The organism is Microbacterium sp. UBA3486 (assembly GCF_002377845.1).
Lineage (GTDB): Bacteria > Actinomycetota > Actinomycetes > Actinomycetales > Microbacteriaceae > Microbacterium > Microbacterium maritypicum_A.
In genome coordinates this window covers 118899-144419 of the sequence record NZ_DFQP01000083.1, presented here as the reverse complement: position 1 = coordinate 144419, position 25521 = coordinate 118899, and the positions used below count along the sequence as shown (strand labels likewise).

Annotated in this window: 26 protein-coding genes and 1 pseudogene; 22 read left to right on the top strand and 5 right to left on the bottom strand. The window is 67.4% G+C overall.

Annotation, left to right across the window (positions count from 1 at the left end; translation table 11 throughout):
* Positions 1–19: 19 nt before the first annotated feature.
* Positions 20–1330, bottom strand: a complete 1311-nt coding sequence (locus B2869_RS12660; RefSeq protein ID WP_292767124.1) for a UDP-glucose dehydrogenase family protein — start codon at positions 1328–1330, stop codon at positions 20–22.
* A gap of 360 nt (positions 1331–1690) precedes the next feature.
* On the opposite strand from B2869_RS12660, the gene B2869_RS12655 reads away from it, so the two are divergent.
* The 5 genes from B2869_RS12655 to B2869_RS12635 all read left to right on the top strand — a co-directional run bounded on the left by B2869_RS12655 (position 1691) and on the right by B2869_RS12635 (position 7150).
* The gene (locus tag B2869_RS12655; RefSeq protein WP_021198619.1) at positions 1691–3967 is read left to right on the top strand and encodes a polyribonucleotide nucleotidyltransferase; all 2277 of its coding nucleotides are present in this window, start codon (positions 1691–1693) and stop codon (positions 3965–3967) included.
* Between the two features lie 219 nt (positions 3968–4186).
* Positions 4187–5215: an aldo/keto reductase gene (locus B2869_RS12650; RefSeq protein WP_029265534.1), complete on the top strand. Its 1029-nt coding sequence runs from the start codon at positions 4187–4189 to the stop codon at positions 5213–5215.
* 69 nt (positions 5216–5284) lie between these two features.
* Complete coding sequence (locus B2869_RS12645; protein ID WP_021198621.1) at positions 5285–5887, top strand: histidine phosphatase family protein; 603 nt, start codon at positions 5285–5287, stop codon at positions 5885–5887.
* 82 nt (positions 5888–5969) lie between these two features.
* A complete protein-coding gene (gene dapB, locus B2869_RS12640; RefSeq protein ID WP_021198622.1) occupies positions 5970–6710 on the top strand; it encodes a 4-hydroxy-tetrahydrodipicolinate reductase in 741 nt (246 codons plus the stop codon).
* Positions 6710–7150, top strand: a complete 441-nt coding sequence (locus B2869_RS12635; RefSeq protein ID WP_021198623.1) for a hypothetical protein — start codon at positions 6710–6712, stop codon at positions 7148–7150. Before dapB ends, B2869_RS12635 begins: the two co-directional genes overlap by 1 nt.
* Positions 7151–7158: 8 nt before the next feature.
* Here the strand turns inward: B2869_RS12635 and B2869_RS12630 are convergent, their stop codons facing one another.
* The 3 genes from B2869_RS12630 to B2869_RS12620 all read right to left on the bottom strand — a co-directional run bounded on the left by B2869_RS12630 (position 7159) and on the right by B2869_RS12620 (position 8679).
* Positions 7159–7584 (bottom strand): OsmC family peroxiredoxin, encoded by a 426-nt coding sequence (locus tag B2869_RS12630; RefSeq protein WP_021198624.1) that lies wholly within the window; start codon positions 7582–7584, stop codon positions 7159–7161.
* A gap of 81 nt (positions 7585–7665) precedes the next feature.
* The gene (locus B2869_RS12625) at positions 7666–8244 is read right to left on the bottom strand and encodes a DUF4395 family protein (protein ID WP_292767108.1); all 579 of its coding nucleotides are present in this window, start codon (positions 8242–8244) and stop codon (positions 7666–7668) included.
* A 21-nt stretch (positions 8245–8265) separates the two neighbouring features.
* Positions 8266–8679, bottom strand: coding sequence for a thioredoxin family protein (locus B2869_RS12620; protein WP_021198626.1), 414 nt, complete (start codon positions 8677–8679; stop codon positions 8266–8268).
* Between the two features lie 118 nt (positions 8680–8797).
* Between B2869_RS12620 and B2869_RS12615 the strand changes: the two are divergent.
* From B2869_RS12615 to B2869_RS12605, 3 genes and pseudogenes are all read left to right on the top strand, one after another.
* Positions 8798–9563 (top strand): annotated as a pseudogene (locus B2869_RS12615) (thymidylate synthase).
* Positions 9560–10036: a dihydrofolate reductase gene (locus B2869_RS12610; RefSeq protein ID WP_292767105.1), complete on the top strand. Its 477-nt coding sequence runs from the start codon at positions 9560–9562 to the stop codon at positions 10034–10036. Before B2869_RS12615 ends, B2869_RS12610 begins: the two are co-directional and overlap by 4 nt.
* The gene (locus B2869_RS12605) at positions 10036–10797 is read left to right on the top strand and encodes an SDR family NAD(P)-dependent oxidoreductase (RefSeq protein WP_292767102.1); all 762 of its coding nucleotides are present in this window, start codon (positions 10036–10038) and stop codon (positions 10795–10797) included. The genes B2869_RS12610 and B2869_RS12605 overlap by 1 nt, the downstream gene beginning before the upstream one ends.
* A 28-nt stretch (positions 10798–10825) precedes the next feature.
* Here B2869_RS12605 and B2869_RS12600 read toward each other — a convergent pair whose 3' ends face one another.
* The gene (locus B2869_RS12600) at positions 10826–11392 is read right to left on the bottom strand and encodes an NUDIX domain-containing protein (RefSeq protein ID WP_292767099.1); all 567 of its coding nucleotides are present in this window, start codon (positions 11390–11392) and stop codon (positions 10826–10828) included.
* Between the two features lie 77 nt (positions 11393–11469).
* On the opposite strand from B2869_RS12600, the gene dapA reads away from it, so the two are divergent.
* The 14 genes from dapA (at position 11470) to dapF (ending at position 25490) form a co-directional block, all read left to right on the top strand.
* Positions 11470–12447, top strand: coding sequence for a 4-hydroxy-tetrahydrodipicolinate synthase (gene dapA, locus B2869_RS12595; protein WP_029259018.1), 978 nt, complete (start codon positions 11470–11472; stop codon positions 12445–12447).
* Positions 12448–12500: 53 nt separating this feature from the next.
* Positions 12501–14177 carry a ribonuclease J gene (locus B2869_RS12590; protein ID WP_021198632.1) on the top strand — a complete coding sequence of 559 codons (1677 nt, stop codon included), beginning with the start codon at positions 12501–12503 and terminating at the stop codon, positions 14175–14177.
* A gap of 72 nt (positions 14178–14249) precedes the next feature.
* Positions 14250–14744, top strand: a complete 495-nt coding sequence (locus tag B2869_RS12585; protein ID WP_031206761.1) for a GNAT family N-acetyltransferase — start codon at positions 14250–14252, stop codon at positions 14742–14744.
* A gap of 72 nt (positions 14745–14816) precedes the next feature.
* Positions 14817–17552, top strand: a complete 2736-nt coding sequence (locus tag B2869_RS12580; RefSeq protein ID WP_136023725.1) for a DNA translocase FtsK — start codon at positions 14817–14819, stop codon at positions 17550–17552.
* On the top strand, positions 17552–18127 hold the full coding sequence (pgsA, locus tag B2869_RS12575) for a CDP-diacylglycerol--glycerol-3-phosphate 3-phosphatidyltransferase (protein WP_292767090.1): 576 nt from the start codon (positions 17552–17554) through the stop codon (positions 18125–18127). The genes B2869_RS12580 and pgsA overlap by 1 nt, the downstream gene beginning before the upstream one ends.
* Positions 18124–18609 (top strand): CinA family protein, encoded by a 486-nt coding sequence (locus tag B2869_RS12570; protein ID WP_292767087.1) that lies wholly within the window; start codon positions 18124–18126, stop codon positions 18607–18609. Before pgsA ends, B2869_RS12570 begins: the two co-directional genes overlap by 4 nt.
* Positions 18610–18750: 141 nt before the next feature.
* Positions 18751–19059: a helix-turn-helix domain-containing protein gene (locus B2869_RS12565; protein ID WP_017830901.1), complete on the top strand. Its 309-nt coding sequence runs from the start codon at positions 18751–18753 to the stop codon at positions 19057–19059.
* 18 nt (positions 19060–19077) lie between these two features.
* Entirely contained in the window at positions 19078–19302 is a 225-nt protein-coding gene (locus tag B2869_RS12560) for a DUF3046 domain-containing protein (RefSeq protein WP_021198637.1), read from the top strand.
* 269 nt (positions 19303–19571) lie between these two features.
* On the top strand, positions 19572–20621 hold the full coding sequence (gene recA, locus B2869_RS12555) for a recombinase RecA (RefSeq protein ID WP_021198638.1): 1050 nt from the start codon (positions 19572–19574) through the stop codon (positions 20619–20621).
* Positions 20621–21490, top strand: a complete 870-nt coding sequence (locus B2869_RS12550; protein WP_292767080.1) for a regulatory protein RecX — start codon at positions 20621–20623, stop codon at positions 21488–21490. Before recA ends, B2869_RS12550 begins: the two co-directional genes overlap by 1 nt.
* A gap of 49 nt (positions 21491–21539) precedes the next feature.
* Complete coding sequence (miaB, locus tag B2869_RS12545) at positions 21540–23087, top strand: tRNA (N6-isopentenyl adenosine(37)-C2)-methylthiotransferase MiaB (protein WP_292767077.1); 1548 nt, start codon at positions 21540–21542, stop codon at positions 23085–23087.
* 26 nt (positions 23088–23113) lie between these two features.
* Positions 23114–24025, top strand: coding sequence for a tRNA (adenosine(37)-N6)-dimethylallyltransferase MiaA (gene miaA / locus B2869_RS12540; RefSeq protein ID WP_292767166.1), 912 nt, complete (start codon positions 23114–23116; stop codon positions 24023–24025).
* 34 nt (positions 24026–24059) lie between these two features.
* Positions 24060–24608 carry a dihydrofolate reductase family protein gene (locus tag B2869_RS12535; RefSeq protein ID WP_292767074.1) on the top strand — a complete coding sequence of 183 codons (549 nt, stop codon included), beginning with the start codon at positions 24060–24062 and terminating at the stop codon, positions 24606–24608.
* Positions 24609–24617: 9 nt separating this feature from the next.
* Positions 24618–25490, top strand: coding sequence for a diaminopimelate epimerase (gene dapF, locus B2869_RS12530; protein ID WP_292767071.1), 873 nt, complete (start codon positions 24618–24620; stop codon positions 25488–25490).
* The last annotated feature ends 31 nt before the right edge of the window (positions 25491–25521 follow it).

The window sequence follows — 25521 nt, the reverse complement described above, 5'->3', positions numbered from 1 at the left end:
CGCCCCTGCCGTGGGTGCCTCAACGCCGCCCCATGCCGTGGTACTGCCAACCGGCAGCACGCCAGGAGAGGGAGTCGAGACAGTTCCGTCCGTCGATGATGATCCGTCCCCGCACGAGTGCGCCGGCGTGCTCGGGCGAGAGGTCGCGCCGGTACTCGTCCCATTCGGTGACGACGACGACGGCGTCGGCCTCCCGCAGCGCCTCGTCGCGGTCACGCGCGTAGCCGAGCTGAGGGTGCGCAGCCGCGGCGTTGTCGACGGCAGCCGGGTCGGTCACGACGACATCCGCGCCCAGCCCGCGCAGTCGCACGGCAACGTCCAGGGCCGGTGAATCGCGGATGTCGTCGCTGAACGGTTTGAAGGCGGCGCCCAGCACGGCGATCCGCCGGCCGAACACGAGCCCGCCCAGCGCGTCGACCGCGAGCTGCACCGCCCGATCACGGCGACGGAGGTTGATGCTGTCGACCTCGCGCAGGAACCCGACCGCTTCGCCGCGTCCCAGCTCTTCGGCCCGTGCGGCGAACGCGCGGATGTCCTTGGGAAGGCACCCTCCGCCGAAGCCGATGCCCGCGCCGAGGTAGCGTCGGCCGATGCGGGTGTCATGCCCGAGCGCGTCGGCGAGCAGGGCCACATCGGCACCGGAGGCCTCGGCGATCTCGGCCATCGCGTTGATGAACGAGATCTTGGTGGCCAGGAACGCGTTCGCCGCGCCCTTGACCAGCTCGGCCGTCGCGAGATCCGTGACGAGGAAGGGCGTCCCCGCGTCGAGGGCCGGCGCGTACACCTCTCGCAGGACTCCGACCGCGCGCTGACCCGCCGCATCGGCCTCGGCGCCGACCACGAGGCGGTCCGGGGTCAGAGTGTCGTGCACGGCCCAGCCTTCGCGCAGGAACTCGGGGTTCCACACGAGCGTCGCTCCCGTGACGGCGATGCGCCCGGCGACCGCGACGGCTGTACCGACCGGCACGGTGGATTTGCCCGCGACGACGTCGCCGACGCGCAGATGGGGGAGCAGCCCGTCGACTGCCGCATCGACGTGACGCAGATCCGCGGCATGCCCACCCGGCATCTGCGGAGTGCCGACGGCGAGGAAGTGCACGTCCGCACCCGCGGCGTCCGCCATCCGGTCGCTGAATCGGAGCCGCCCCGAGCGCAGGCCATCCGCCAGCAGCTCCGGCAGCCGTGGCTCGAAGAACGGTGCGGTGCCGGAAGCGAGGGCCGCGATCTTCTGCGCGTCGACGTCGATGCCGATCACGTCGTGTCCGATGGAGGCCATGGCGGCGGCGTGCACGGCACCGAGGTAGCCGCAGCCGATCACTGACAAGCGCATGGACTCCACCACAGCGGACGCCCGTCGCTTCGCGGAGTCCGCACGGTGAACGGGCTGTGGACGCGAGATGTCGGATCCGCGATGCGCGACGAGACGCAGGATTCGAGGTCAGCGCTGGTAGGGTGGATGAGGTTGACGTGTGTCAACCGCACAATTTCATATCGACTCATGGAGCGATCGGCGGAGAAGCTGGTCCCCTGTGGTGGGTTCCTCGGCGGATGTCGGGTGGCTTTCTACTGGTGGCCAGCGCAGGCGAGATTCGCGGGAGTGCCCGCGCGCCCGAACCCCTCTGTTCCGCTCCTTTGAACACGCTCGCGCGTCACATGGATTCGCGAGTCTAAACAAAGAAGGAGAGACCTCTTGGAAGGTCCTGAAATCACCGCCACCGAGGCCGTTCTCGACAACGGCCGCTTCGGCACCCGCACCATCCGCTTCGAGACCGGCCGCCTCGCGCAGCAGGCTCAGGGCGCCGTCGCCGCGTACCTCGACGGCGAGACCATGCTCCTCTCGGCCACCAGCGCAGGCAAGCACCCGCGCGAGGGCTTCGACTTCTTCCCGCTGACGGTCGATGTCGAGGAGCGTTCCTACGCTGCCGGCAAGATCCCCGGTTCGTTCTTCCGCCGCGAGGGCCGCCCCTCCACCGAGGCGATCCTGGTCTGCCGTCTGATCGACCGCCCGCTGCGTCCGTCGTTCGTCGACGGCCTGCGCAACGAGGTCCAGATCGTCATCACCGTCCTGTCGATCGCACCGGGCGAGTTCTACGACGCTCTCGCGATCAACGCCGCTTCCGCGTCGACGCAGATCTCGGGTCTGCCGTTCTCGGGTCCCGTCGCCGGTGTGCGCCTCGCGTTCATCCCCGGCCAGGGCGAGCACGCCGACCAGTGGGTCGCGTTCCCGACCGCCGAGCAGGTCTCGGAGGCCGTGTTCGACCTGATCGTCGCCGGTCGCGTCGTGACCAAGGCCGATGGCACGGAAGACGTCGCCATCATGATGGTCGAGGCCGAGGCCACCGAGCACAGCTGGAACCTGATCAAGGCCGGCGCCACCAAGCCGAACGAGGATGTCGTGGCCCAGGGCCTCGAGGCCTCGAAGCCCTTCATCGCGCAGCTCGTCAAGGCTCAGGCTGAACTCGCAGCGACCGCCTCGAAGGAGCCGGGCGTGTACCCGGTCTTCCCCGCGTACAGCGACGAGGTCTACAGCTTCGTCTCGGAGCGCGCATTCGCCGAACTCAGCGACGTGTACCAGATCGCGGACAAGGTCGAGCGTCAGACCGCTGACGATGCGATCAAGGACCGCGTCAAGGCAGAGCTGATCGAGGCCACCGAGGCGGGTTCGCTCCCGGCCGCGGCGCCGCTCGAGTTCTCCGCCGCGTACAAGTCCGTCACGAAGAAGATCGTGCGCGGACGCATCCTCACCGAGGGCGCCCGCATCGACGGTCGTGGTCTGGCGGACATCCGTCCGCTCGACGCCGAGGTGCAGGTCATCCCGCGCGTGCACGGCTCCGCGATCTTCCAGCGCGGCGAGACCCAGATCCTCGGTGTCACCACGCTGAACATGCTCAAGATGGAGCAGCAGATCGACTCGCTGTCGCCTGTGACGAGCAAGCGCTACATGCACCACTACAACTTCCCGCCCTACTCGACCGGTGAGACCGGCCGTGTCGGTTCGCCGAAGCGTCGCGAGATCGGGCACGGCTTCCTGGCCGAGCGCGCCCTTGTGCCGGTGCTGCCGAGCCGCGAGGAGTTCCCGTACGCGATCCGTCAGGTCTCCGAGGCGCTGAGCTCCAACGGCTCCACCTCGATGGGCTCGGTCTGCGCGTCGACCCTGTCGCTGCTGAACGCGGGTGTGCCGCTGCGCGCCCCCGTCGCCGGCATCGCGATGGGCCTCGTCTCCGACGAGGTCGACGGCGAGACCCGCTACGCGGCTCTGACCGACATCCTGGGTGCGGAAGACGCTCTCGGTGACATGGACTTCAAGGTCGCCGGTACCAGCGAGTTCGTCACGGCGATCCAGCTCGACACGAAGCTCGACGGCATCCCGTCGTCTGTGCTCGCCGGCGCGCTGACCCAGGCCCGTGAGGCTCGTCTGACGATCCTCAACGTCCTGAACGCCGCGATCGACGCTCCGGACGAGATGGCGCCCACCGCGCCTCGCGTCATCAGCGTGCAGATCCCGGTCGACAAGATCGGCGAGCTGATCGGCCCGAAGGGCAAGACGATCAACGCGATCCAGGACGAGACCGGTGCGCAGATCTCCATCGAGGAGGACGGCACCGTCTACATCGGCGCGACCGACGGCCCCTCGGCCGAGGCCGCCCGCGCCCAGGTCAACGCGATCGCCAACCCCACGAACCCGGAGGTCGGGGAGCAGTTCCTCGGCACCGTCGTGAAGATCGCCACCTTCGGTGCGTTCGTCTCGCTGCTCCCGGGCAAGGATGGCCTCCTGCACGTCACCGAGGTGCGCAAGCTCGCCGGTGGCAAGCGGGTCGAGAACGTCGACGACGTGCTCTCGGTCGGCCAGAAGATCCTCGTGAAGATCACGAAGATCGACGACCGCGGCAAGCTCTCGCTCGAGCCTGTCCTGGACGACGCTCCTGCCGCTGACGCAGCACCCGCCGAGGACGCTGCAGCCGAGTAAGCGCAGCGTTCCAACGGAACCCGGGTCTCTCCGTCAGGGAGGGGCCCGGGTTCTGCGCTGTCACGGTGTGACCAAATCGTTATCGGGCGTTTCCGCGCCGTTCCCCGGATTGGTCAGGACGTTCGCTGAATTCGCTTACCCTCGAAGTACGCACCGGGGGGTGCAGATCGAGCAGGTACGCAGGTCGGCACGCACCGATCGACGCGGGGGTGAGAGAGTATGCGGTTGTTCAGCGTAGGCGCAGGAGCGTCTGAGGAACGTGCCCAGCAGGGCGTCGCCGAGCATCCCTCTGCGCCCATCCCGATCGTCGGGCCAGGGATAGGGGAGACGATCCGAACCGCTCTCGGCGAGACCGGCTACGAGACGTTCCCGTTGATGCTGGGAGCTGCGGAGTTCGGCTGGAACGTCGACCTCGAGACCAGCCACGGCATCCTCGACCGCTACGTGGAGTTCGGCGGAAACGCGATCCACACGGCTGACGGCTTCTCCGGGGGTCGCAGCGAGCACATCATCGGGCAGTGGCTGCGTTCACGCGGCCAGCGCGACCGCAGCATCGTGAGTGTGCGCATCGGTGCCCACGCCGACAACCCCGGTCTGGGCTCGGTCAATCTCGTCCGCGCGGTGGAGGGGTCCCTGACGCGTCTCGACGTCGATCGCATCGATGTCGTCTACCTCGACGCCACCCTCGATGCGACCACGAACCTCGAAGACACGTTGGCGACCGTCGAATGGTTGACGGAGGCCGGAAAGATCGGTGCGCTCGGTGCGTTCGGGTTCGCGCCGGAGCGGCTCGTCGAGGCACGCATCCTCGCGTCGGCCGGCTACCCGCGCATCAAGGTGATCGATGCGCCTTACAACCTCGTCCGTCGTCAGCCGTTCGAGGGTGATCTCCGGCTCGTCGCGGGTGCGCAGAACCTCGCTGTCACGCCATCGCACGCGCTCGAGCACGGCTTCCTCTCCGGGCGCCACCGCAGCAAGGCGCTCACCTCGCGCGGCGTGCGGGGCGAGCAGCTGCGAGGGCACCTCAACCGCCGGGGAATCAAGATCCTGCGCGCTCTCGATCAGGTCGCCGAAGAGGTGAGCGCTCCGGTCGCGGCGGTATCCGTGGCTTGGTTGCTCGCCCAGCGCACGGTCGCCGCTCCGATCGTCAACGCCTTCGCCAGCGATCACGTCGATGAGCTCATGCAGGGAGCGGGCGTCTCGCTTTCGCGCAGCCAGGTCGCCGAGCTCACCCGGGCGGGAAACTGAGTATCCCTTCACCCGTGACATAGGGTGGAAGGGAGGCCCGGCGGATGCTGGCGATGAAGCGAGCGAGTTGTGACGCACTACATATATCTGGTCAGACACGGTGAACATCAGGATGCCGAGCATGGTCTCGCCGACGGACCCCTCTCGCCGAGAGGCCAGCGTCAGGCGGAACTGATCGCCGACCGTCTGTCGGGGCTTCCTCTCGATGCCGTCTGGCATTCGCCGTTGCTGCGTGCGAACGAGACGGCGCGAGCGATCGCGGCACGCCTTCCGTCGGTCGACCCCGAGCCGACCGCACTGCTCTTCGATTGCGTTCCCACGGGGATGACCGAGGAGACTCCTTCGGTGTTCGAGCCGTTCTTCGGATCCGTCACCGAGGCGGAGATCGAGGCGGGGCGGGCGCAGATGTCGGATGCCGTGAACGAGTTCCTGGTGCGCAAGACCGGCGATGTGCACGAGGTGCTCATCACCCACAACTTCGTGATCTCCTGGTTCGTCCGCGAGGTGCTCTCCGCCCCCGAGTGGCGGTGGATGACCCTCAACCAGTCGCACTGCGGTCTGACGGTGATCGCGCAGAAGCAAGGGCGACCATGGACGCTGCTCACGCACAACGACACCGGCCACCTTCCGGTGGAGCTGCGGACCGGGATCCCCGACGCGCTCCTGGTCTGAGCCACCTGCGCAGGCGCAAGATGGTGCGTCCGGCCCGCGCGCCCCGGGCCGGACGGCGTCACCCGCGAAATAGACTGGACGCATGACCACGCAGGTAGCACTCGTCGGCGGAACCGGGAAGCTCGGAACGATCATCGGTGCGGTGATCGACGAGCTCGAGGGGTTCGAGGTGAGCCGGGTGCTGACCTCATCCAGTGATCTGTCCGAACTCGACGGCGCCGACCTCGTGGTCGACGCGTCGACGCCGCAGGTCAGCATCGACGTCGTGCGCGCCGCCGTCGAGCGCGGCATCAACGTGCTGGTCGCGACCTCCGGCTGGTCGGCTGAGCGCATCGCTCTGGTGCGTCCTCTCGTCGAAGCGGCGGGCACCGGCGCGGTGTTCATCCCCAACTTCTCGCTGGGATCCGTTCTGGGTTCGGCGCTGGCCGCCGCGGCTGCGCCCTTCTTCGGCTCGGCCGAGATCATCGAAGCCCATCGTGAGACCAAGATCGACTCGCCGAGTGGAACCGCTGTGCGCACCGCGGAACTGATCGCCGCCGCCCGTGCCGAACAGGGGCCGGTCAGTGCACCGCACGCTGACCAGCGCGCCCGCGGGCAGCAGGTCGGCAGCGTGCCCATCCATTCGCTGCGTCGTCCCGGTGTCGTCGCCAAACAGGAGGTCATCCTCTCCGGTCCCGGCGAATCGCTCACGTTCACGCACGACACGATCGATTCGGCGCTCGCCTATGCCCCCGGCATCCGGCTCTCTGTGCCGTTCGCGGTGCAGGCCACGGGTGTGTTCGTGGGTCTCGAGCACATGATCGACATCGGCATCCGGTCGTGATGTCGCGCATCGGCGTCGCGCTGATGGCCGCGGCGCTTCTGGTCTACCTCGCGGTGGCGATCTGGCTCGCCGTGATGTTCATCTCGGTCGGCACACCCGTGTCGATCGGCATGGGGATCACGCTCCTCGTTCTGGCGCCGATCGGAGCCTGGGCGCTCATCCGCGAGATGATGTTCGGATTCGGTGCCGACCGCCTCGGGCGACTTCTCGATGCGGAAGGCGGGATGCCGCCGGTCGAGACCGAACTGACCCCCAGCGGCAGGATCGCCCGCGCCGACGCGGATCCGCTCATCGCGCGGTACGCGGCCGAAGCGGATGCGGCAGGCGAGGACTGGCGGGCGCGCTACCGGTTGGGCGTGGTGCAGGATGCGGCGGGCCGCCGCAAGGACGCCAGGGCCAGCATTCGCGAGGCCATCCGTCTCGCGCCGCGCCGACCCTGACGACACACTCAGGCGAGCGTGGCCTCGAGGGTGATCTCGATTCCGGCGAGCGCCTGCGACACCGGGCAACCGGTCTTGGCGCCGTTCGCGATCTCCTGGAACGCCTCTGGCGTCAGGTTCGGGACCGTCGCGTTGACGTTGAGGTGGCTGCCGGTGATGCCGACGCCGGGCTTGAAGGTGACCGAGGCCGTCGTGTTCACGCGCTCCGGCGGGGTGCCGTTCTCGGCGAGCGCGTGCGAGAGCGCCATGCTGAAGCAGGAGGCGTGGGCGGCGGCGATGAGCTCTTCCGGGGTAGTCGTCGTGTCGCTGCCTTCGCTGCGGGCCTTCCAGTTGATCGGGAAGGTGCCGAGGTTCGACGACGAGAACGCGACGGTGCCGGATCCCTCCATGAGCGATCCGGTCCAGGTGCTGGCGGCTTCGCTGGTGACGGGCATGATTCCTCCGGTTCTCGAGCTGCGGGCGCAGCGTCGACTCGTGGTCAGCCTAGCGAGCGTGCTGCCCACGCGGAACCGCGGTCAGGCGGGGGTGGCTTCGCGACCGACGACGCCCGCGCGCTGCAGCAGGAGGTAGAGCTGGCAGCCCAGGCAGAAGGCGAAGGCGGCGTTGAGGAACGCGGCGATGAATGCCGCGGACGTCGCGATCGGCAGCGCCCACGGAACACCCAGGAGGTGCAGGACGAGGCCGACCCCCACGACGAAGAGCCCGACGCCCTGCGAGAATCGCGGCGGCCGCGGGTCTTCGAGCTCTGTCGGAGCGGCGAGGCGCGGACGGATCGCTGAGCGGAACAGCGTGCCCCAGGGGGCCGTCTGCGGAGACACCGATCCCCAGAGGAACAGGAGAGCGATGACGACCGTGAGGAGGAACCCCGGGTCGAGAGCGCGCTGCAGGAGCGTGGCCGAGGAGATCGCCCACCCGGACGGAACGAAGCTGGCGTCGGCGAGGGGCTGGTAGGCGAACCAACCGAACGAGGCGATTCCGGTCCGGAGAGTCGAGATCCCGATCAGGGCCAGGAACGTCGCCACCAGCAGCAGGACCGCGGTGATGGCGGCGGCGAAGCGGGGGCCTCGGGGGTCGATGCCTGCGGGGGTGCTCATGGGGCGCTCCGGTCTTCCGGCTCAGACGGCGGTGAGGGCTTCGGTGAGGGCGTGCCTGGTCGGCACTCCGTGGAATCTGGCGCGGACGGCACCGGCACCGTCGACCACGAAGGTCGTGGGCGTCTGGAGCACCTTGTAGCGCGCGGAGAGATCGGGCCGGTGCGTCAGATCGACCTCCACATGGGCGAGACCGTCGTGGTCGTCGGCATACGAACCGAGCAGACGTCTCACCTGTGGGCACCGCGCGCACATCTCGGTGCTGAACTGCACGAGAGTCGCGCGGGACCCGAGCTCCGAGGTGACCGCGTCCGCCGGATCGAAGCGGAGAGCACCGCCGTCCCGCCGTCGTCCGTCTCGCCGGCGCAGCACGACGCCGATGCCCGTCGCGAGCACGAGGAGTGCTGCGGCGATACCGAGGGCGAGCGCGGGCGACATGGGTCGAGGATATGTCGTGTCGAAGCGGGATCGGGTCGATGTTTCCGACGATGACGGAGGGCCCACGCGCGGAAGCGGTTCCGCCCGAGGAGGCGAGCGTGACGGTATCGTGGCTGTCATGAGCGCAGCCGTCCCGACTCCTTATGAAGACCTGCTCCGCGACGTCCTGGAGACCGGCACGCATAAGTCCGATCGCACCGGGACGGGGACGACGAGCGTCTTCGGGCGTCAGATCCGCTTCGATCTGTCGAAGGGCTTCCCCCTCATCACCACCAAGCGCGTGCACTTCAAATCCATCGCGTACGAGCTCCTCTGGTTCCTGCAGGGTGATTCCAACGTCGGGTGGCTCCGCGAGAACGGGGTCACGATCTGGGACGAGTGGGCCGATGAATCCGGCGACCTCGGCCCGGTCTACGGGGTGCAGTGGCGTTCGTGGCCGACGCCGGACGGGGGGAGCATCGACCAGCTGTCCGACGTGATCGAGCAGATCCGACGCTCGCCCGACTCCCGTCGGCTCATCGTGTCTGCCTGGAACCCGGCCGACATCCCGGACATGGCGCTCGCGCCCTGTCACGCGCTGTTCCAGTTCTACGTCGCCGACGGCAAGCTCNNCGTTCAACATCGCCTCCTACGCCTTGCTGACCATGATGATCGCCCAGCAGGTGGGTCTCGAGCCCGGAGACTTCGTCTGGACGGGCGGAGACTGCCACGTCTACGACAATCACGTCGATCAGGTGCGGGAGCAGCTCAGCCGTGAGCCCTACCCCTACCCGACGCTGCGTTTCGCGCGGAAGCCCGAATCGATTCTCGACTACCGCTATGAGGACTTCCTCGTGGAGGACTATCAGCACCACGCGCCGATCAGGGCGGCGGTGGCGGTATGACCTGGGTCGGGTTGATCTGGGCCGAGGCGCACGGAGGGGTCATCGGTGCCGAGGGTGGCATGCCCTGGCACGTGCCCGAAGACCTGGCGCACTTCAAGGAGGTCACCCTCGGCGCTCCCGTGGTGATGGGGCGCAAGACCTGGGACTCGCTGCCCGAGCGATTCCGCCCGCTCTCCGGACGGGACAACATCGTGGTGACCCGGCAGCAGGACTGGTCCGAAGAGGGCGCGCGGCGTGCATCCACCGTCGCCGAGGCCGTTCGCGGACTCGACAGGGTCTGGATCATCGGTGGGGCGGAGATCTTCCGACAGGTGATCGGCGACGCCGATCGGCTGGAGGTCACCGAGATCGATCTCGACGTCGCTGGCGACGCCTACGCACCGGCGAAGACCGGGTGGCGCCTCATCGACGAGGGGGAGTGGCTCACGTCGCGCACGGGAGTGCGGTACCGCTTCCTGGGATACGAGCGCTGATGCCCACCGCACTGATCACCGGAGCCAGCGCCGGACTGGGCGCCGAGTTCGCGCGTCAGCTCGCGCGGCGACGTGCCGACCTCGTCCTGGTGGCGAGATCAGAGGACGCGCTGGAGACGCTGGGCGCCGAACTGCGGAGCGAATACGGGGTCGCGGTCGAGATCATCCCCGCCGACCTGGCGGATGAGGCCGGCGTGGAGAAGGTCGCCGCGCGCCTGCGCGACACGGCGGACCCCATCGACCTCTTGGTGAACAACGCCGGGTTCGGTCTTCCCCTGCAGTTCGCCGACAACGACATCGACGATGAGGTGCGTCATCTCCGTGTACATGTGGAGGCGTCGATGCGGCTCATGCACGCGGCACTGCAGTCCATGCGTGGTCGTGGCGGTCGCATCATCAATGTGGCTTCCGTGGCCGGCTTCATCTCCCGGTCGACGTACTCCGCCTGCAAGGCCTGGCTCATCGGATTCAGCCGCTGGGCGAATGCCGAGTACACGCGTGATCGCGTCTCCGTCACGGCGTTGTGCCCCGGGTTCACGCACACCTCCTTCCACGAGCGCATGGGGCTCGCGGTGGGCCAGGAGGGCGTTCCCGGCATCATGTGGTTGAACGCGCGGGACGTCGTCCGCGTCGGCCTGCGCGATGCCGCCCGTGGCAGGTCGGTCTCGGTGCCGTCCCTGCGGTACAGGGTGATCGTGGCGCTGACACGCCTCCTGCCGAGCACGCTCACCTCCCGCGTGGCGCGCCGCGGCCGCGTCTGACCGGCAGCCGTCATCTGATCGGCAGCGGTCAGTGGAACCTGCCGAGCAGGATCCCCGCTTTGGCGATCGCCGCGATGGTCTCCCCGTCGGTGATGTCGCCGTCGGCGATCATGCGCAGCACGTGCGCGAAGGGGACCCACGAGACGGCCTGGATGCCTTCTTCGGTCTGGCTCTCGGCGGCGTCGCTCCCGTTCTCGTCGTCGTCCTCAGCGACCGGGCGCAGATCGCGTGCGAGGAAGACGTGTTCGGGCGCCTCGGCGATCCCGTTCAGAGCGTGCATGGTGCCCAGGGCCGTCCACTCACCGGCTTCGAATCCGGTCTCCTCCCGGAGCTCGCGTCTCGCCGCGAGCAGGGGGTCTTCCCCGTCGCTGCCGCCAGCGGGGACCTCGATGGTCGTCCCCACGGTGTAGCGGTCGATCGTGACGAGACACACACGGTCTTCCTCGTCCACGGCGACGATGAAGACCGCCGGGTGCTGCATGGTGACGACACCATAGATGCCGTCCGCGCCCGCGGGGCCCGTGACCTGGTCCTCCCGCACACGGATCCACGCGTTCTCGTACTTCGTCTCGGTGCCTCGTGTGACCCATGTCATGCTTCGAGCGTAGAACGGAGACGTCATGCGCGTCACCGCGTCCGCATGAGCGGCAGCCGAACCGATACGCTGGGTCTATGACGCACTCGGGCAACCCATTCGGACAGGTTCTCGTCGCGCTCGTCACTCCGATGACGGCCGACGGCGAAGTCGACTGGCCCGCCGTCGAGAAGCACATCGATGACGTGATCACCGCGGGAGCGGACGGCATCGTCGTGACGGGAACGACAGGTGAGACCTCGACCCTGACGGACCCCGAGAAGCTCAAGCTCGTGGAGGTCGGCAAGTCCGTCTCCGCAGGCCGCGCCAAGATCATCACCGGCGGCGGCTCGAACGAGACCGCCCACGCGATCGAGCTCTACAAAGCCAGTGAGAAGGCCGGCGCCGACGGCATCATGATCGTCACGCCGTACTACAACAAGCCGACGCAGGCCGGCATCCTCACGCACTTCCGTCTGGTCGCCGACGCGACCGATCTCCCGGTGATCCTCTACGACATCCCCGGGCGCACGGGTGTGCCGATCAAGTACGAGACGATCCTGCGTCTCGCGAAGCACCCGAATATCCTCGCCGTGAAAGACGCCAAGGGCGACTTCTCCGAGGTGAGCCGCGTGCTGAACCAGACCGATCTGATGTACTTCTCCGGCGATGACGCGAACGTGCTGCCGCACCTCGCGATCGGCGCGACCGGTCTCATCGGCGTGACGGCGAACGTCGCAGCGGCGCCGTACCGCACGATAATCGACGCGGTGAACGCCGGCGACCTCGCCACGGCGACCGCCGAGCACAAGCGCCTCGAACCGCTCGTCCGCGCGGTGATGACGCATGTTCCCGGAACCGTTGCGGCCAAGTACATCCTGCACGGACTCGGTCGCATCTCGAGCCCGCGCGTTCGCCTTCCCCTGGTCGGTCCCGAGGAATGGGAGGCCGCGCTCATCGAGGATGAGCTCGACCTCGTGCAGAACGTTCCCGGAGCCGATTTCTCGAACTTCCGACCCGACCGCAACGCGGCTGCGGGTGGTGCCCTGCCGAAGGTGCACGGCACGACGCGCTGAGTCGCGTCGCCATGAACGAACGGACGCGCGGAGTGTCCGACTGAGGAGACAGCATGTCCATTCCCCTGGTAGAACCGACCGCTCTCGACGAAGGGACGCTGCGGGTCATCCCGATCGGCGGACTCGGCGAGATCGGTCGTAACATGACCATGTTCGAGTACGACGGGAAGATCCTGATCGTCGACTGCGGTGTGCTCTTCCCCGAGGAGCACCAGCCCGGTGTCGATCTGATCCTTCCCGACTTCGAGCCCATCCGCGACCGGCTCGACGACATCGTCGGCGTGGTGCTCACGCACGGTCATGAAGACCACATCGGCGCGGTTCCGTATCTGCTCCGGCTCAAGAGCGACATCCCCCTGATCGGCTCGGGCCTCACCCTCGCATTGGTCGAGGCGAAGCTCAAAGAGCATCGGATCAAGGCCTTCACGCTCACGGTGAAAGAGGGGCAGCAGGAGCGGGTCGGTCCGTTCGACCTCGAGTTCGTCGCCGTCAACCACTCGATCCCCGATGCACTGGCCGTCGCCATCCGCACACCCGCAGGCATGGTGCTCGCCACCGGTGACTTCAAGATGGACCAGCTGCCGCTGGACGGTCGGATCACCGACCTGCGTGCGTTCGCCCGCCTCGGTGAAGAGGGCGTGGACCTGTTCCTCGTCGACTCGACGAACGCCGACGTCCCCGGCTTCACCCCGACGGAGCGCTCCATCGGTCCCGTGCTCGACCAGGTGATCGCGAAGGCGCCCCGTCGCGTCATCGTCGCGAGCTTCTCCAGCCACGTCCACCGCGTGCAGCAGGTGATCGACGCCGCGCACGCCAACGGCCGCCGTGTCGCGTTCCTCGGCCGCAGCATGGTCCGCAACATGACCATCGCCGAGCAGCTCGGCTACCTCAAGGTGCCGGACGGGGTGCTGATCGACTTCAAGAAGGCGCGCGACCTGCCGGACGAGCAGATCGTCTACATGTCGACAGGCTCCCAGGGCGAGCCGATGGCCGTGCTCAGCCGCATGGCGAACATGGACCACGCGATCGAGATCAGCGAGGGTGACACCGTCATCCTCGCCTCCAGCCTCATCCCCGGCAACGAGAACGCCGTGTACCGCGTCATCGACGGACTGACCAAGCTCGGCGCGAACGTCGTGCACAAGGCGAATGCGAAGGTGCACGTCTCCGGGCACGCCGCCGCCGGTGAGCTGATCTACTGCTACAACATCCTGAGGCCGAAGAACGTCCTCCCCGTGCACGGCGAGTATCGGCACCTGATCGCTAATGCCAAGCTCGCGCAGGACACCGGTATCTCCGAGGAGAACACGATCATCGCCTCGAACGGCACCGTGATCGACCTCAAGGACGGCGTCGCGAAGGTCACCGGGCAGCTCGACCTCGGATTCGTTTACGTCGACGGCTCCACCGTCGGAGAGATCACCGATGCCGACCTCAAGGATCGCCGCATCCTCGGCGAGGAAGGCTTCATCTCCGTGATCGTGGTCGTGGACGCCGGCACCGGACGCATCATCTCCGGTCCCGAGATCCACGCGCGCGGTGTCGCCGAGGACGACTCGGTGTTCGACGACGTCACGCCGAAGATCGTCGCTGCGCTCAAGGAGGCGTCGGGCAACGGCGTCCGCGACACCCACGCACTGTCGCAGGTCGTGCGACGCACGATCGGTCGCTGGGTGAACCAGCGGCTCCGTCGCCGTCCGATGATCGTGCCGCTCGTCATCGAGGCATGACGACAGGCGAGTCGTCTCGCACTCACGGGTGAGCGTCATCCCGATGTAACACCGACGTCCTATGCTCGCGTCATGTACAGGGGCTTCTCCCTTCGCAGGGCGGCGCAGACGGATGCGATGTTCCTCGGCGACATGCTCGTCGAGGCCGCCAATTGGCGCGCCGGGGGAGTGCGTCCCCGTCATGAGGTGCTGACGTCGCCCGACCATCGGCGTTACCTCGCGGGCTGGAAGCGCATGGCGGACGACGGACTGGTCGCGGCCGGCGACGACGGCACCCCGGTGGGTGCGGCCTGGTACCGGGTGCTCCCGCAGAACGATCCCGGGTTCGGTTTCATCGGCGTCGCGGTCCCGGAGCTGATCATCGGTGTGCACCCGCTCTGGCGTGCCCGAGGCGTCGGGCGGGCGCTGCTGCGCGGCGTCGTGCACCTGGCGGGCTCGCAGGGGCATGCCCGGATCAGCCTGAGCGTGGAACGGGACAACTTCGCGCGCAACCTGTATCGAGCCGAGGGTTTTGCCGTGGTGAGTCAGGGCGCGACCCGCGACACGATGGCTCGCGGCACGGCGTGATCGCGCCCCTCGGATCCATGGAAAGCCGCGTCATTACGCGGAGATGTCGGCTGTTGGACGTAACGTGAGAGCATGGCCAGGAGTACCACGAAGACAGAGAGCGCGTCGACCAGCGCACCGTCGCGCCCCAAGCGGCAGACGGCTCCCAAGGCCCAGCCCGCTCGCAAGGCGCAGCCCGCTCCCAAGAAGTACATCGACGAGGCAGACAAGCCGCCGGTCGCCGTCCGGGCCTGGGTCGGGCTGGCGCACGGGGTCGGCGGACTCTTCCGCGCGTTCGGCCCCGAGACTCTCGAGAAAGACGATCGTCGCGACGGTTTTCCCTTCCTCCTCGTGCTCCTCGCCGTGCTCGGAGCGGTCAACGAGTGGTTCTTCATCGGCAACGAGGTCGCTGCGAACATCAGCGCGTATTCGGTCGGAGGGCTGATCGGGCGCGTCGCATTCGTGATGCCCGTTCTGCTGCTCCTGCTCGCCGGATGGCTCTTCCGCCACCCCTCGTCGGTTCACGACAACGGCCGCATCGGAATCGGTTTCGGGTTGTTCGTCCTGACGCTCGCCGGCTTCTGCCACGTCGCGGGCGACGGCCCACAGCCCAAGGAGGGCATGCTCGCACTGAGCGAGTCCGGCGGACTCTTCGGATGGATGCTCGGCCAGCCGCTCAGCTACCTCACCGACATCCCCGCGTACATCGTGCTGTCGCTGCTGGCGGCGCTCAGCATCCTCATCCTCACCAAGACTCCGCCGAACCGCATCGGCGCCCGTCTCGGCGATCTCTACGCCTGGATGTTCGATGCCGAGCGTCCGGAGAAGTCGACCAAAGACTCCGCGGCGATCGACGACGCCGACAAGGTCGACGATCCCGACGTGCTGCCGTGGTGGCGTCGCAACAAGACCGGCCGCGAAGAGGACCCCGACGAAGGCACGCTCGGCTCCGACGACATCACCGCGCTGCTCACGACGTCCGACCCGACTCCCGCCTATGACCAGGCCGTCGTCGTCGAGAACCCGTACGACGCCGCCACCGAGGTGCTGTCCGACGTGAGGTCCGTCGCCGATTCGCTCGCGGAGCAGCAGACCACGGCGCTGCTCGACGACTCGTCCGACACCGGAGAGGCGCCGGAGCTTCCCGGCCTCGACGGCTTCGGCACCGAGGGGCCAGGCGACCGCGGGCCGCAGGCGCCCGTGACGCCGTACATCCTGCCCTCTCCCGGCCTTCTGGTCGAGGGGCCGCCTCCGGTGATGCGCTCCGAGGCCACCGACAAGGTGATCGAGCAGATCACCAGTGTGCTGTCGCAGTTCAAGGTGGATGCGAAGGTCACCGGCTTCTCGCGCGGCCCGACGGTCACCCAGTACGAGGTCGAGGTCGGCCACGGCGTCAAGGTCGAGAAGATCCTTCAGCTGAGCAACAACTTCGCCTACGCGGTCGCCTCGAACGACGTCCGCATCCTCTCGCCGATCCCGGGCAAGAGCGCGATCGGCATCGAGATCCCCAACGCCGACAAGGAGATGGTCGCGCTCGGCGACGTGCTGCGTTCGCCCGCCGCGCAGAAGAGCACGCATCCGATGACGATCGGCGTCGGCAAGGACGTCGGCGGCAACATCGTCATCGCGAACCTCGCGAAGATGCCGCACCTCCTGGTAGCAGGTTCCACCGGCTCCGGTAAGTCGAGCTTCGTGAACTCCATGATCACCAGCCTGCTGATGCGGGCGCGGCCCGCCGATGTGCGCATGGTCCTCATCGACCCGAAGCGCGTGGAGCTCACCAGCTACGCCGGTGTCCCGCACCTGATCACGCCCATCATCACGAACCCCAAGAAGGCGGCCGAAGCGCTGCAGTGGGTCGTGAAGGAGATGGACATGAGGTACGACGACCTCGCGTCTTTCGGCTTCCGTCATATCGACGACTTCAACCGTGCCGTGCGCGCCGGGGAGGTCGAGCTGCCGGTGGGCAGCGAGCGCGTTCTGAAGCCGTACCCGTACCTTCTGGTCGTGGTCGACGAGCTCGCCGACCTCATGATGGTCGCCCCTCGCGACGTGGAGGACTCGATCGTGCGCATCACGCAGCTCGCGCGAGCCTCCGGCATCCACCTCGTCCTCGCGACCCAGCGGCCGAGCGTCGACGTCGTCACCGGACTCATCAAGGCGAACGTCCCGTCTCGGCTGGCCTTCGCTGTCACCAGTGTCACCGACAGCCGCGTCATCCTCGACAGCCCCGGGGCGGACAAGCTCATCGGTCAGGGTGACGCGCTGTTCTCGCCGATGGGCTCGTCGAAGCCGTTCCGTCTGCAGGGCGCGTGGGTCGACGAGAAGGAGATCGACGCGGTCGTCAAGCACGTCACCCGCCAGGCTCGTCCGGACTATCGTCCCGACGTGCAGGAGGCGATGGAGCCGACCAAGAAGAAGGAAGTCGACGAAGACATCGGCGACGACCTGGAACTGCTGCTCGCGGCTGCCGAGCTCATCGTCTCGTCGCAGTTCGGATCGACCTCGATGCTCCAGCGCAAGCTGCGGGTCGGCTTCGCGAAGGCCGGTCGCCTCATGGACCTGCTGGAGTCACGCGAGATCGTCGGCCCGTCCGAGGGCTCCAAGGCGCGCGACGTGCTGGCCACGGCCGAGCAGCTCCCACAGGTGATGGCCAAGCTGCGCGGTGACGACGTTCCGACGTCGCCGCCCGCTTCCGCCGCCCCTGTCGCTCCGCCGGTGCCACCCCTGCCCCAGACGCACGATCCGATCGCTGCCCAGTATGAGGGGCTTCCCGAGGTGGAGGCCGAGGGCGACGAAGACGCCTGGGGCCTGACGGGACGCGACTGATGGCCATCCCGCGGCAGCTGCCCAACGCCATCACCGTCGCGCGCATCCCGCTGGCGGTCGTCTTCTTCGTCCTGTTGCTGCTGGGCGGAACCTACGGCCTCGCCGAGCCCGGCCTCCGGTGGGCGGCCGCGGTCATCTTCATCGTGGGGATCTCCACGGACTGGGTCGACGGCTACCTCGCGCGCAAGTACGACATCGTCAGCGATTTCGGCAAGCTCTGGGATCCCATCGCCGACAAGATGCTCACGGGGGCCGGGTTCATCGGACTCGCCATCCTCGGCGAGGTCGGCTGGTGGATCGTCGCCGTCATCCTCGTGCGCGAGTGGGGGATCACGATCCACCGGCTCATGGTCGCCAGCGAGCATGTCGTCGCTGCGGCCTGGATGGGCAAGATCAAGACGGCGTTCCAAGGTGTGGCGCTCGGCTGGGCGTTGCTTCCGCTGCACTATTTCGTCGGTCTCGACGCATGGACGTTGATCACCTTCATCCTCATGCTCATCGTCCTGGTGCTCACGGTCGCGAGCGGTATCGACTACATCGTTGCGCAGGTCCGCGGCTCGCGCCGGAAGTCGTGAGCGACGCGGCTGCTGCCGTCCTCGCGGCGCTGGGTCGACGGGGATGGACGCTCGGAGTCGCGGAGTCGCTGACCGGCGGCGCCCTGTGCGCCGACCTGGTCTCGGTTCCCGGCGCGTCCACAGTGCTGCTCGGCGGGGTGGTGGCGTACGCGACGCCGGTGAAGGCGTCGGTGTTGGACGTCGACGCGGACCTTCTCGCCGTGCACGGGCCGGTGCATCCGCAGGTCGCGCTGCAGATGGCAGACGGAGTGAGGAGTGTCGTGCGCGTCGGCGGCTCGCCGGCCGATGTCGGGGTGTCTACGACGGGAATCGCCGGTCCGGATTCCCCCGACGGGCAACCGGTCGGCACGGTGCACATCGGCGTGGTGACGCCGGCGGCGATGAGGACGACGGCCTTCCGTTTCCTCGGAGATCGCGACTCGATCCGCGCGCAGACGGTCGCGGCAGCGCTCGAAGAACTGTGCGCGATGCTGGCGGAATAGCAGGACCGCCGGGGTGGTTGTCTCTGATGTGCTCACACTTAAACCACAGAGTGCAGGGGTAGATTCTGTGCATGCCAGGGGTACTAGACTGGCTGTCTCATCGGGGGAGACCTCGAACGATCACATGGGGAGGAGGTTCCGATGATTCTTGTACGACAGGAAATCGGCGATGTGCTGAGGGACTTCCGCCTGCAGAAGGGGCGCACGCTCCGGCAGGTCGCAAGCAAGGCGTCGGTTGCGCTCGGCTACCTCAGCGAGGTCGAGCGTGGGCAGAAGGAGGCGTCGAGCGAGATCCTCGCTTCCGTCGCCGACGCGCTCGACGTTCCCATTTCGACGATCATGCGCGAGGTCGGAGACCGCATCTCGGTGCTCGAGGGCATCCAGGTCTTTCCGGACGTCGTTCCCGACGACCTCGTCGCGTCGATCGAACCTCAGCTTTCGCTGCACTGATCCCCGGTCGGGGAAGCCATGCGTCGTAGCGAGTTCCTCCGCGCCGTCGAGACCGAGTTCCAGGCACGCGCGTCCTCTCTGGTGAACGACCTGACGCTCAGCGCTGTCGGCGGTCGAACAGCGCTCGAGGCGCTGGCCGAGGGAACACCGCCACGCGATATCTGGTTGGCGCTGTGCGTCGAGATGGATGTTCCGGAGAACAGGCGACATGGCGTCGGTCGGCAGGAGCCGCGCGGACGCTGAGTCGTTCGTCGATCTCCGATGCCTACGGGACACGACCTGAGATTCACGGCGTGTCGTCGAAGATCTGTTCGAAGCGGGCGTAGTCTTCTGCACAAGTGGTTCAGGGAATCTGTTCTGCACGGTATGTGAGCTCTCCGCGTCGATGTCGGTGGCCTCTCCTACGGTGGAAAACAAGCCGAAGAGCCATTACGCCTTGTCGGAGAGTTTCTCCCAACCGGGAGAGCCGCGACAGCCTACAGGCGGCATCACGCGCGCAGAAGGAGCACATCATGCCATCACCCGCCGACCGCGAGAAGTCCCTCGAGACCGCCCTCGCCCAGATCGATCGCCAGTTCGGAAAGGGCTCGGTCATGCGGCTGGGCAGCGATGAGCGCGCCCCCGTGGCGGTCATCCCCACCGGCTCCATTGCCCTCGACGTCGCTCTCGGCGTCGGAGGCCTCCCGCGTGGTCGAATCGTCGAGATCTACGGACCGGAGTCCTCGGGTAAGACGACCCTCACCCTGCATGCGATCGCGAACGCTCAGCGCGCAGGTGGCATCGCCGCGTTCATCGACGCGGAACATGCGCTCGACCCCGACTACGCTGCGAAGCTCGGCGTCGACATCGATGCGCTCCTGGTGTCGCAGCCCGACACCGGTGAGCAGGCCCTCGAGATCGCCGACATGCTCGTGCGCTCGGGAGCCATCGACCTCATCGTCATCGACTCCGTGGCGGCGCTCGTGCCTCGCGCCGAGATCGAGGGCGAGATGGGCGACTCGCACGTCGGTCTGCAGGCGCGACTCATGTCGCAGGCGCTGCGTAAGCTCACCGGTGGCCTGAACCAGACCAACACGACGATGATCTTCATCAACCAGCTTCGCGAGAAGATCGGCGTCTTCTTCGGTTCGCCCGAGACGACCGCCGGTGGTAAGGCGCTGAAGTTCTACGCCTCGGTGCGCATGGATATCCGTCGTATCGAGACCCTCAAGGACGGAACCGACGCCGTCGGAAACCGCACCAGGGTCAAGGTGGTCAAGAACAAGATGGCACCGCCGTTCAAGCAGGCCGAGTTCGACATCCTCTACGGCGTCGGCATCTCCCGTGAGGGCAGCCTGATCGACTTCGGCGTCGAGCACGCCATCGTGAAGAAGTCGGGCTCGTGGTACACCTACGACGGTGACCAGTTGGGCCAGGGCAAAGAGAACGCGCGTACCTTCCTGTTGAACAACCCTGATATCGCGCTGGCGATCGAGACGCAGATCAAGCAGAAGCTCGGTATCGGCGGCCCCGCTTCGGTACCGGCAGCTGCAGACGAGCTCGCTGAGCGTCGTCCGGCCTGATGAACGACACGCGTGGGGGCGATCCCGACCGGATCGCCCCCATCATCCCCCTCTTCGGCGGCGGGTCGAAGAAGCAAACGCACACGCCGCCGCCTCGCCTGGCGGAAGGCGACGACCAGTCGACGGACGATCCCCGCGCCAGCGACGCGGCGGTCTGGCGCACGACCTGGGATGCCCCTCCGGACAGTGCCTCGCACATCGACGCGTCCGACGCGGGTACTCCCAGCGATCGTCATCCCGCGCGGGGGATCAGGGGCAGTTCCGCCACAGCGTCGACGCGCCCGACGAAGTCCGCTCCTCACCTTCGCGTACTCGGCGGCGGAAAGAGCGACGATGCCGGCGCCGACGAGAAGGCATCGCCGGACGAGGTGCGTGTGGCCGCGGAGGAGTCTCTCGTCCGTAAGCTGCGGGCGCGATCGTTGTCCATCTCGGAGGCCCGACAGGTCCTGCGAGGCGTCGGCCTCGACGGTGGGGTCGTCGACGACGTGATCGATGACTTCTCCCGCCGCGGCTATCTCGACGACGCCGCCCTCGCCGCCGTGCTGGTGACATCGGGCGTCGAGCGGAAGGGACAGGGACGGGTCGCGTTGTCTCGCGCACTCGCGCAGCGCGGCATTCCGCGCGATGTGATCGACGGCGCTCTCGACGAGTTGCCGGACGACGATGAAGATCGCGCGCTCGAGTTCGCTCGCGGCAAGGCGCGGTCGATGAGTCGGCTCGATCACGACACGGCTCTGCGGCGGCTGGTGGGCCAGCTCTCACGACGCGGCTACAACGGAGCCGTGGCGATGAAAGCCGCAAAGGCTGCGCTGCGGGAGAACTCCTTCGGAGGTTCCACGTCCGGGGTCCGATTCGTCGACTCGGACTGACGCCAGGACGCCGCGACAGCTCAGAAACGGCTCGTACAATGGGGAGATCATGACTATCCCGCGCAGCGAACCGACGATCATCGGCGCGTCGTCGGCAGCCGTCGACGACGACGGACGACAGCGATCGTATGAAGTGCGCACCTTCGGGTGCCAGATGAACGTGCACGACTCCGAGCGGCTCTCGGGCTCGTTGGAGAGCGCCGGCTATGTGAGAGCCGTTGACGGTGACGAGGCCGACGTGGTGATCATCAACACCTGCGCCGTCCGCGACAACGCGGCAGGCAAGCTGTACGGCACCCTCGGGCACCTCGCTTCCGTCAAGCGTCGCAAAGAAGGCATGCAGATCGCCGTCGGCGGCTGCCTGGCACAGATGGACAAGCAGGCCGTGCTCGACAAGGCACCCTGGGTCGACGTGGTGTTCGGCACGCATAACATGGGCTCACTGCCGGGTCTGCTCGAGCGCGCGCGACACAACGGCGATGCCGAGCTCGAGATCCTCGAGTCGCTCGAGGTCTTCCCCTCGACGCTGCCGACCAAGCGCGACTCGGCGCACAGCGGCTGGGTCTCGATCTCGGTCGGCTGCAACAACACCTGCACCTTCTGCATCGTTCCGAGCCTGCGCGGCAAAGAGAAGGATCGTCGCCCCGGCGACATCCTGAACGAGATCCGTCTCCTAGTCGAAGACGGCGCGATCGAGGTCACGCTTCTCGGCCAGAACGTCAACTCCTACGGGGTCGAGTTCGGTGACCGTCAGGCCTTCGGCAAGCTCCTGCGCGCGGCCGGCGACATCGAGGGGCTGGAACGGATCCGGTTCACGAGCCCCCACCCCGCGGCGTTCACCGATGACGTGATCGACGCCATGGCCGAGACGCCGAACGTGATGCCGCAGTTGCACATGCCGCTCCAGTCGGGGAGCGACCGCATCCTCAAGGCGATGCGCCGCTCCTACCGGAGTGAGCGTTTCCTCGGGATCCTCGAGCGGGTTCGTGCCCGCATCCCGAACGCCGCCATCACCACGGACATCATCGTCGGGTTCCCCGGTGAGACCGAAGGCGACTTCGAGGACACGATGCGGGTGGTCGAACAGGCGCGCTTCTCGAGCGCGTTCACCTTCCAGTACTCGATCCGCGAGGGCACACCCGCGGCGACGATGGAGGATCAGGTCCCCAAGGAGATCGTGCAGGCCCGCTACAACCGCCTGATCGCTCTGCAGGAACGCATCTCGCTGGAGGAGAACCAGAAGCAGGTCGGCCGTGAGATCGACGTGCTGGTCTCGACCGGCGAAGGCAAGAAGGACACCGAGACACACCGCCTCACGGGACGCGCCGAAGACAACAGGTTGGTGCACTTCGAGGTGACCCCGGGGTCCGAGCTGCCTCGCCCCGGAGACGTGGTCACGGTGACCGTGACGCACGGCGCCCCGTTCCATCTGCTCGCCGACGATCCGACGGGTGCGCCCCTGAAGATCCGTCGGACCCGCGGCGGCGACGCGTGGGATCGATCGCAGTCGGAATCGTGCGCAGTCCCCGCCCCGGTCGGCGACGGTGCACCGAAGGCCGTGTCGCTCGGTCTGCCCACGCTGCGTGTGGGCGTGTGACCGGACGGGATGCGACCGGACGGAACGTGCCGGGGCCACGTCTCTGGGCGATCGTCGGGGCGACCGGCACCGGTAAGAGCGATCTCGCGATCGAGCTGGCCGAGACGCTGCGTGCGGAGGGAAATCCCGCCGAGGTCGTGAATGCCGATGCCATGCAGCTCTATCGCGGGATGGACGTCGGCACCGCGAAAGTCTCGATGACGGAACGCCGGGGCATCCCGCACCACCTCTTCGACGTACTCGATGTCGACGAAGATGCGGCTGTCGCGTGGTACCAGCCGAGAGCTCGTGAGGCGATCGAAGAGATCCACCGCGGGGGAGGAGACGCGATCCTCGTCGGCGGGTCCGGTCTCTATGTATCGAGTGTCGTCTACGACTTCCGATTCCCTCCGCGCGACCCGGAACTGCGGGATCGTCTCGAACAAGAGCTCGAGACCCGAGGGGCCGCGCATCTGCTCGAACGTCTGCGAACTCTCGACCCGGAAGCGGCTGCTCGCGTCGATCCACAGAATCCGCGCCGCATCATCCGTGCGCTCGAGGTCCTCGAGCAGGGGAGCGAGACGCACGGTGCCTCGCTTCCGGAGAAGCCGGTCCTGTGGCATCCGCATACTCGTCTCATCGGTCTGCATGTGGACCGCCCCTCTCTCGTGGAGCGGCTGGATTCCAGAGTCGAGCGCATGTGGAAGGGCGGCCTCCTCGCCGAAGTCGAGGATCTTCGTGCGCACGGGCTCGAGCGTGGAGGGACGGCTCCTCGCGCGATCGGGTACGCGCAGGCCCTGGCCCAGCTCGACGGCGGCCTCACGGAGCGTGAGGCGATCGCACAGACCCAGGCGCTCACGAGACGCTATGCGCGACGCCAGGTGTCCTGGTTCAAGCGGTATCCCGACCTGGAGTGGTGGGAGGCTCCGGTGCGGGCCGTGACGCTTCTCCACGCCTGATCTCGATGTCGGAGGGTGCTGCGAAGCTGGCCGGATGACGACGCACTTCTACACGGCCTCCAGTCTCGACGGGTTCATCGCCACCGAGGAGCACTCATTGGACTGGTTGCTCACACAGGACATCGACCAAGACGGACCGATGGCGTACACGGGTTTCGAGCGGAACATCGGCGCCCTGGCGATGGGGTCCTCCACCTACGAGTGGGTGATGCGCCATGAAGAGGGCCGCTGGGGGTACAGCCAGCCCACGTGGGTGTTCACCCACCGTCGACTCGACCTCCCGAAGGATGGCGATGTCCGACTGACGCAGGCCGACATCCGCACGGTGCATGCGGAGATGGCGCAGGCGGCGGGTGGGAAGGACCTCTGGGTCGTGGGCGGCGGAGACCTGGCGGGTCAGTTCGCCGACGCCGGGCTGCTCGATGAGGTGTGGGTGCAATACGCACCCGTCACCCTCGGCTCGGGAGCCCCGTTGCTTCCGCGCAGACTCGACCTCGAGTTGATCGAGGTGGCGCGAAACCGGAACTTCCTCTGCGGTCGGTACCGGCTCGCGCGGGGCGGAGAAGTCCGCGACGATCTCTAGACTGGACCCATGGTCGCATTCACCAAGGGGCACGGCACGGGCAACGACTTCATCATCATCGCTGACCCGGACGGTGAGCTCGACCTCACCGTCGAGCAGGTCGCCGTGCTCTGCGATCGTCACTTCGGCATCGGTGCAGACGGAATCCTCCGCGTGGTGAGGTCGTCGGCGATTCCCGACGGTGCGGCTGCACTCGACGAAGAGCCGCAGGCGGAATGGTTCATGGACTACCGCAATGCCGACGGATCGGTCGCCGAGATGTGCGGGAACGGCGTCCGCGTGTTCGCCCACTATCTCGTGCGCTCCGGTCTTGCGGCGATCGAACCCGGCTCGACCTTGCCGATCGGCACGCGGGCGGGAGTGCGCGATGTCACCCGAAGCGCCACGGGATATCAGGTCGACCTCGGCCGGTGGAAGCTCTCCGGGGATGACCCGCTCGTTCGCGTCGACGGCTTGTCTGTCACCCGTCCAGGTCTCGGAATCGACGTCGGGAATCCGCACGTCGTGGTGGCGCTCGCGTCGGAGGCTGAGCTCGCGTCCCTCGAGCTGCACCGTGCGCCCGACCTCGACCCGCTGCTGCCCGCGGGAGCCAACATCGAGTTCGTCGTACCCGGCGAACCGCTCGTGCGCGACGGTATCGGACATGTGAGCATGCGTGTCTATGAGCGCGGGGTAGGAGAGACCCTGAGCTGCGGCACGGGCGTCGCGGCGACGGCCCTGGCAGTGCGCTATTGGGCGGGCGAGAACGCCCCGAGCAACTGGCAGGTCGAGGTGCCCGGGGGTACGCTCGGCGTTCGAATGTTCCCGGCGGAAGACGGTGAGCACGTCGCTCTCTCCGGGCCGGCTCAGCTCGTGTTCCAAGGCGAGGTCGACCTCGCCTGAGGTCCTGACCGTCGGCTTCGGCAGGCCCGCA

What these genes read in the sequence shown, in the direction of transcription:
- pgsA (WP_292767090.1), top strand. Translation starts at nt 17,552, where the DNA reads ATGGCCATCCCGCGGCAGCTGCCCAACGCCATCACCGTCGCGCGCATC.
- dapF (WP_292767071.1), top strand. Translation starts at nt 24,618, where the DNA reads ATGGTCGCATTCACCAAGGGGCACGGCACGGGCAACGACTTCATCATC.
- B2869_RS12605 (WP_292767102.1), top strand. Translation starts at nt 10,036, where the DNA reads ATGCCCACCGCACTGATCACCGGAGCCAGCGCCGGACTGGGCGCCGAG.
- B2869_RS12635 (WP_021198623.1), top strand. Translation starts at nt 6,710, where the DNA reads ATGTCGCGCATCGGCGTCGCGCTGATGGCCGCGGCGCTTCTGGTCTAC.
- B2869_RS12565 (WP_017830901.1), top strand. Translation starts at nt 18,751, where the DNA reads ATGATTCTTGTACGACAGGAAATCGGCGATGTGCTGAGGGACTTCCGC.
- B2869_RS12535 (WP_292767074.1), top strand. Translation starts at nt 24,060, where the DNA reads ATGACGACGCACTTCTACACGGCCTCCAGTCTCGACGGGTTCATCGCC.
- miaB (WP_292767077.1), top strand. Translation starts at nt 21,540, where the DNA reads ATGACTATCCCGCGCAGCGAACCGACGATCATCGGCGCGTCGTCGGCA.
- B2869_RS12660 (WP_292767124.1), bottom strand. Translation starts at nt 1,330, where the DNA reads ATGCGCTTGTCAGTGATCGGCTGCGGCTACCTCGGTGCCGTGCACGCC.
- B2869_RS12650 (WP_029265534.1), top strand. Translation starts at nt 4,187, where the DNA reads ATGCGGTTGTTCAGCGTAGGCGCAGGAGCGTCTGAGGAACGTGCCCAG.
- B2869_RS12580 (WP_136023725.1), top strand. Translation starts at nt 14,817, where the DNA reads ATGGCCAGGAGTACCACGAAGACAGAGAGCGCGTCGACCAGCGCACCG.
- B2869_RS12630 (WP_021198624.1), bottom strand. Translation starts at nt 7,584, where the DNA reads ATGCCCGTCACCAGCGAAGCCGCCAGCACCTGGACCGGATCGCTCATG.
- B2869_RS12585 (WP_031206761.1), top strand. Translation starts at nt 14,250, where the DNA reads ATGTACAGGGGCTTCTCCCTTCGCAGGGCGGCGCAGACGGATGCGATG.
- dapB (WP_021198622.1), top strand. Translation starts at nt 5,970, where the DNA reads ATGACCACGCAGGTAGCACTCGTCGGCGGAACCGGGAAGCTCGGAACG.
- recA (WP_021198638.1), top strand. Translation starts at nt 19,572, where the DNA reads ATGCCATCACCCGCCGACCGCGAGAAGTCCCTCGAGACCGCCCTCGCC.
- dapA (WP_029259018.1), top strand. Translation starts at nt 11,470, where the DNA reads ATGACGCACTCGGGCAACCCATTCGGACAGGTTCTCGTCGCGCTCGTC.
- B2869_RS12600 (WP_292767099.1), bottom strand. Translation starts at nt 11,392, where the DNA reads ATGACATGGGTCACACGAGGCACCGAGACGAAGTACGAGAACGCGTGG.
- B2869_RS12590 (WP_021198632.1), top strand. Translation starts at nt 12,501, where the DNA reads ATGTCCATTCCCCTGGTAGAACCGACCGCTCTCGACGAAGGGACGCTG.
- B2869_RS12620 (WP_021198626.1), bottom strand. Translation starts at nt 8,679, where the DNA reads ATGTCGCCCGCGCTCGCCCTCGGTATCGCCGCAGCACTCCTCGTGCTC.
- B2869_RS12610 (WP_292767105.1), top strand. Translation starts at nt 9,560, where the DNA reads ATGACCTGGGTCGGGTTGATCTGGGCCGAGGCGCACGGAGGGGTCATC.
- B2869_RS12560 (WP_021198637.1), top strand. Translation starts at nt 19,078, where the DNA reads ATGCGTCGTAGCGAGTTCCTCCGCGCCGTCGAGACCGAGTTCCAGGCA.
- B2869_RS12550 (WP_292767080.1), top strand. Translation starts at nt 20,621, where the DNA reads ATGAACGACACGCGTGGGGGCGATCCCGACCGGATCGCCCCCATCATC.
- B2869_RS12625 (WP_292767108.1), bottom strand. Translation starts at nt 8,244, where the DNA reads ATGAGCACCCCCGCAGGCATCGACCCCCGAGGCCCCCGCTTCGCCGCC.